The sequence below is a fragment of the Schwartzia sp. (in: firmicutes) genome (genome assembly GCF_978017985.1).
Map to the genome: position 1 here is coordinate 1 of NZ_CDXDFU010000150.1, position 4,991 is coordinate 4,991.

A 4,991-nucleotide genomic window follows, 5' to 3' on the forward strand; every position below is an offset into this window, starting at 1 on the left:
CCATAAATCTGCGACAGGTTTCTAGGATTAATTATTCATTTTTTATTTTCGCCGAATTTCGGTGGAGAAATGTGTTTCATCTCGTTATCCACCCCTACCGTTCATACACAGGAACGTAATGCAGACGCTCAAGGAATGAGCGGTATGTATCCTCCGTATGGAAAATCGGCACACGCTCCAGAGCATAGAGATTGCTTGCCCTGTCTACATTTCCGTACTTGATGGTAAAAGCTCCCTTATACCCGGCCTCTTTGACAAGGCTTGCGATATGAAGATTAAAGGTTCCTGTCGGATAGGCAATAAACCCTACAGTCTTGCCGAGCCGCTGCTCTATATCGCGCTTGGATTCCGCCATTTCAAAGCGAAGCTGCTCATCTGTCTGCTCAGTCATGGAGCTGTGTGTAACCGTATGGGATTCGATGTTGATTACACCGCTGGATTCCATTTCCTGCGCCTGCCCCCAGGTTATGTAACCGGGCTGCCCGCGGTCAAGGAAGCTGGTGATAACAAAGATCGTTCCCTTGAATCCGTATTTCTTCAGTATGGGATAGGCATATTTATAATTGTCGTCATATCCGTCATCAAATGTAATAACCACCGGATTTTCCGGAAGCTCTGCCCCCTCTGTCAGAGCTGCGTACATTTCATCCATGGTGATGGTATGGAAATTATTATCCTTCAGATATTTCATCTGCCGGTCAAAATCCTTTGGAAGCACTGACAGTGAAATATTTTCGTTGTCCACCTTATGATAGTTAAGCACAAGAATCTTGGTTCCGTTCACACGGTCCATTCCCCTTGATGCCGTAAGACTTTTAGGGCTGGACAGCAGGAACGGCAGCAGCGCCGCAAAAAACAAAATCAGCAGCTTGCTTATAAAGCTGACCTTGGGCTGCTTTCTGGTTGTCTCTATTCTCATCTCTTTCTCCTCTCAGTGATAGACGCTCCATATCTTTTTGCGCCGACGTACAAGTAACAGTATCAGACAGACCGCCATAACCCCAAGCGCCGCAATCTGCCCCATATGAAGTCCGCTTCGCGTGGAAAGGTAGAAAAAACCACATCCGAAACGCACAACCGCCGTCAGGAAAAAGGAAACCAACGCAACCTTTCCTGTCTGCATAATCTGACGTTTAGCCTGAAGCACCGTAAGAATAATTGTAATCAAAAAAACGATGCTCATAAGCCCTGTCTGATAAAGCGCCACAGGCCTAAAATACTCGTACCCCTCAAACCCGGAAGGTCTGTATGAGTATTCCACATATTCCGCCAGCGCGCTGTCATTAGGAATATCCAACGGCAGAGGCATACCAACCGTCTGCTGCAGAAAGAATCCGCTGAAAGCATACAGTACAATCATGACAGAAAACGCAGGCGCCAGTATATCAAGCCAATGCCAAAAGGAAACATCGTCCTTTGATGCACAGATATAAAGTGCCAAAAGGAATCCCAAACCCGCTCCATAAGGAGAAAATCCGCCTTCCCAGAAATACAGAATTTTTACCGGATCATCTCCGAAGAATTCCCAAAAACGAGCAACATGCCCTATGCGTCCGAAAATCAATCCGAGCGGAATCCCCAAAACCGCTGCGTCAACCGCAAAAGGAAACGGCTCATCGTAGAGCCAGGTGGTCCACCGTGTTATCAGCAGTCCCAGCACAATCCCAACGGATGCGATACATCCGAAAAGATACACAGGGAGGCCTCCGACAGACCCTAGTGTCATACTCATAAAAATCCCCCTGAAACTAATTGCATTATCATTTCATTTTACCTCGTATTTAATAAAATTTCCATATACCCCCACCACAAGTTGATATTTTTAAAATTGCACATTCCCCACAAATATGCTATAATTTATTTGCTTGTTATAGCATAGAATATATCGGTAGGAGGTTATATAATGACGATTACGAAAGACATGAGCATCATGGAGGTTGTCCAGAAATATCCGGATACCGTTGAAGTTTTCATGAATTCCGGAATGGGATGCCTCGGCTGCGCTGCTGCTCATTTTGAAAATATCGAGCAGGGTGCGCTCGCTCACGGCATCGACATTGATTCCCTCATGAAGGGTCTCAACGAAGCTGTCGAGGCAAAAGCTTAATTTATTTTGCAAAATTCAACGCTCACGGAAATCCGTGAGCGTTAATTTTATGCGTTCTTGCCGCCGCCGTCTCTTCTTTCGCTGTCAAAAAGAAGTGTCACCGGGCCGTCATTTACGGATTCCACCAGCATCTCTGCTCCGAACTCTCCGTGTTCAACGGTGAATCCCTGAGCCCGGCACTCCTCCATAAAAATCTCATAAAGCGGCTCTGCCAGCTCCGGCTTTGCAGCCTTTGAAAATCCCGGTCTTCGGCTTTTCAGATCCGCGTAAAGAGTGAACTGGGACACCACAAGCAGACTTCCGCCCACCTGATCAAGGCTAAGATTCATCTTTCCGTCCGAATCCTCGAAAACACGGAGAGCACAGATTTTATCCGCCATCTTTTTCGCAAGCTCCTCCGTATCATCGGGGCCTACTCCCAAAAGAACCAAAAACCCCTGCCCAATCTCTCCGTTTACCTTTCCTTCTATTGTTACCGATGCGCTTTTCACACGCGTTACTACTGCCCGCATAAAACTCCTCCTGTTATTTGTTCCTGCTTATCAGCTATGCTATGATTAACACATAAGCAGATTCTATTCATTTTTATGGTATATTATAATGCCTTAGACCAAAGTTTGCTATGGGCAAACTTTCCTCTGCGGCATTTCAATGAGATATCTTATGCCGATTATAATGCTGTCAATCGAAGTTTGCTACGTGCAGACTCGAATTTAAGACATTTCGTCAGAACAGGAGGATTCCATTGAAGCGAAGCTGCAGCGCCGCGCTGCTCGCGGCAGTCCTTATCGCGCTTATGGCGTGCTACAACTTCATATTCCATCCTGTTCAAAAGGGCACTCCTGTTACAACGATGCCAGCTGTCACTCACCGCATACTGCTGGTTCCGCTGGACAGCCGTCCGCCATGCCGTCAGTTCGTAATTGATGCCGCACGGATAGCAGGCTGCGAAATCGTGACGCCTCCGACAGAAATTCTCGACTATTATTCCCAGCCCGGTGAAACCGAAGCTATGCAGCAATGGACCGCTGAAAACATCGCCGGCTGCGATGCTGCCATTCTTTCTGCCGACCAGCTTCTGCACGGCGGTCTTCTCGCATCACGCGAAGCGAAAAAAACAGCTGACGACGCAAACCGTCTTCTCGCTTTTTTTGAAGACCTGCATCGTGAGCACCCTGAAGTTCCTCTTTATGTTTTCAATATTCTTCCGCGCATTCTTCCACCGGACAGTATAGACGGACGCGACGAAAAAAAATATCTCATGGAGTATTCCCGTCTGTCTGACCGTATAGACCTTTCCACCGCTCCGTCTGAAGACGAGCTTTCAGAGCTTGAAGAGCTCCGCTCGCTAATTCCTCCTGAAAGTCTGCGGCGCTATGATGCCCTCTTTGCCGAAAATGCACGGCTCAATCTCCGACTGATTGACCTTGCCGCAAACGGTACTCTGACACGGCTTATAATTGGACAGGACGACGGAGAGCGCTACGGAATCCCTAACCGTGAGAAACGCGAGCTGGAAAGACATATCCGAAATCTGAAGCTAAGCGACGAACAGGTATTTCTGACTTTTGGAGCCGATGAAATAGCCCTTTCGCTTCTTTCCTTTATCGAATCACGCAGGGACGGATATTCTCCACAGATTGCAGTATCATACGGCAGCGAGGCGGTTCCCTGGCGTATTATGCCGTACATGGCTGCCACCATGGAAACCACCGCGCTTGAAAAAATCATTCTGTCAGGCGGACAATACACAGCTTCAGCGCAAAGTGATTTTACGCTGTACCTTTCCGCCAATGACCGAAGCACTCTTTCATCACGCAAAGAAAATGCCGAAAAGATAAAACATGCTGTTCATCAGAAAAAGCATATTGCACTTGTCGACCTGAGTGAAAGCTTCCGTGCGGATGAAGCACTGCTGCCCTTCCTCGTGAAAAACAATACTCCGCTTCACGCTCTTTCCGCATACGCCGGCTGGAACACTGCCAGCAATGCAATCGGTACGGCAGTCGCTCAGTCGGTATTATTCGAAACAGCGCTGCGTCGGTGCCGCACGGCAGAAGAGCTTGACGCGCTGGCGCATGCCCAGTTTGCATATCTGGACCAGAGATTTCTTGAGGATTATTTCTATCTCAAGGACATTATCGACGGCGTGAACTTTGTTCTTGTACGGGCAGGCTACACAAACACCTCTGACCTGGACCTGGATCATAATTCACGCTGGGCAAACGCAATGCTCAGAAATGCCATGCTGCTCCGTTCTAATGCCTTCAGCGGCTCTTATGCGTGGCGTGCTCCTGTTTTATTGTCAGCCCACGATACATCAGCTTCTTATTATGCCCACCGTCTGACCCCTGATGCCTGGTTCCCTTGGCCCCGTACATTTGAAATAATGATGCAGGCAAAAACAGAAGTCCTGAAATCAGAATAAAAAAACTCCCGAAAATGCTTCCGCCCTTACGTGGCAAACATCTTCGGGAGTTTTTTATGAAATCCAAACCGGGATTAGTGTAACACATTTATTTAGAGATTGCAAACCAATCATTAATAATTTATATGATTAAAAAATCGCCGACATCAAACGATGTCAGCGATTTTTTGATATTTGCCCTTATTTGCCTGCGAGCTTCTGATAGCCTGCAAGACGTGTCTTTGCGTCCTGCTCGGTCTTCTGATAGAGCTGCTCTGCGATATCCGGGAACGCTCTCTTCAGAGACGAGAAGCGAACCTCGCCCTGCAGGAATTCCTGGAAGTCGGCAGTCGGCTCTTTCGAGTCAAGCGTGAACGGATTCTTGTCAGTACCAACAAGCTCCGGATTGTAGCGGTAGGTTGCCCAGTATCCGCACTCAACCGCACGTTTCTCCTCAAGCTGGCTCTTGCCCATACC

6 protein-coding genes are annotated in these 4,991 nt (G+C 47.8%); 2 read left to right on the top strand and 4 right to left on the bottom strand.

What is annotated here, in order from left to right; genetic code table 11:
* Nucleotides 1-94 precede the first annotated feature (94 nt).
* The gene (locus ACY69O_RS06870; RefSeq protein ID WP_462332727.1) at nucleotides 95-919 is read right to left on the bottom strand and encodes a polysaccharide deacetylase family protein; all 825 of its coding nucleotides are present in this window, start codon (nucleotides 917-919) and stop codon (nucleotides 95-97) included.
* A gap of 12 nt (nucleotides 920-931) precedes the next feature.
* Entirely contained in the window at nucleotides 932-1,732 is an 801-nt protein-coding gene (locus ACY69O_RS06875; protein ID WP_462332728.1) for a prolipoprotein diacylglyceryl transferase, read from the bottom strand.
* A 171-nt stretch (nucleotides 1,733-1,903) separates the two neighbouring features.
* Between ACY69O_RS06875 and ACY69O_RS06880 the strand changes: the two genes are divergently transcribed.
* Entirely contained in the window at nucleotides 1,904-2,107 is a 204-nt protein-coding gene (locus tag ACY69O_RS06880) for a DUF1858 domain-containing protein (protein ID WP_462332729.1), read from the top strand.
* Between the two features lie 47 nt (nucleotides 2,108-2,154).
* On the opposite strand, the gene dtd is transcribed toward ACY69O_RS06880, so the two are convergent.
* Nucleotides 2,155-2,619, bottom strand: coding sequence for a D-aminoacyl-tRNA deacylase (gene dtd / locus ACY69O_RS06885; protein ID WP_462332730.1), 465 nt, complete (start codon nucleotides 2,617-2,619; stop codon nucleotides 2,155-2,157).
* A gap of 233 nt (nucleotides 2,620-2,852) precedes the next feature.
* On the opposite strand from dtd, the gene ACY69O_RS06890 reads away from it, so the two are divergent.
* The gene (locus tag ACY69O_RS06890; protein ID WP_462332731.1) at nucleotides 2,853-4,535 is read left to right on the top strand and encodes a DUF4127 family protein; all 1,683 of its coding nucleotides are present in this window, start codon (nucleotides 2,853-2,855) and stop codon (nucleotides 4,533-4,535) included.
* Nucleotides 4,536-4,715: 180 nt separating this feature from the next.
* Here ACY69O_RS06890 and ACY69O_RS06895 read toward each other — a convergent pair.
* A partial coding sequence (locus tag ACY69O_RS06895; protein ID WP_462332732.1) for a hypothetical protein occupies nucleotides 4,716-4,991 on the bottom strand: 276 nt, incomplete at its 5' end.

Coding starts and splice junctions, on each gene's coding strand:
- ACY69O_RS06870 (WP_462332727.1), bottom strand. CDS start 919: ATGAGAATAGAGACAACCAGAAAGCAGCCCAAGGTCAGCTTTATAAGC.
- ACY69O_RS06875 (WP_462332728.1), bottom strand. CDS start 1,732: ATGAGTATGACACTAGGGTCTGTCGGAGGCCTCCCTGTGTATCTTTTC.
- ACY69O_RS06880 (WP_462332729.1), top strand. CDS start 1,904: ATGACGATTACGAAAGACATGAGCATCATGGAGGTTGTCCAGAAATAT.
- dtd (WP_462332730.1), bottom strand. CDS start 2,619: ATGCGGGCAGTAGTAACGCGTGTGAAAAGCGCATCGGTAACAATAGAA.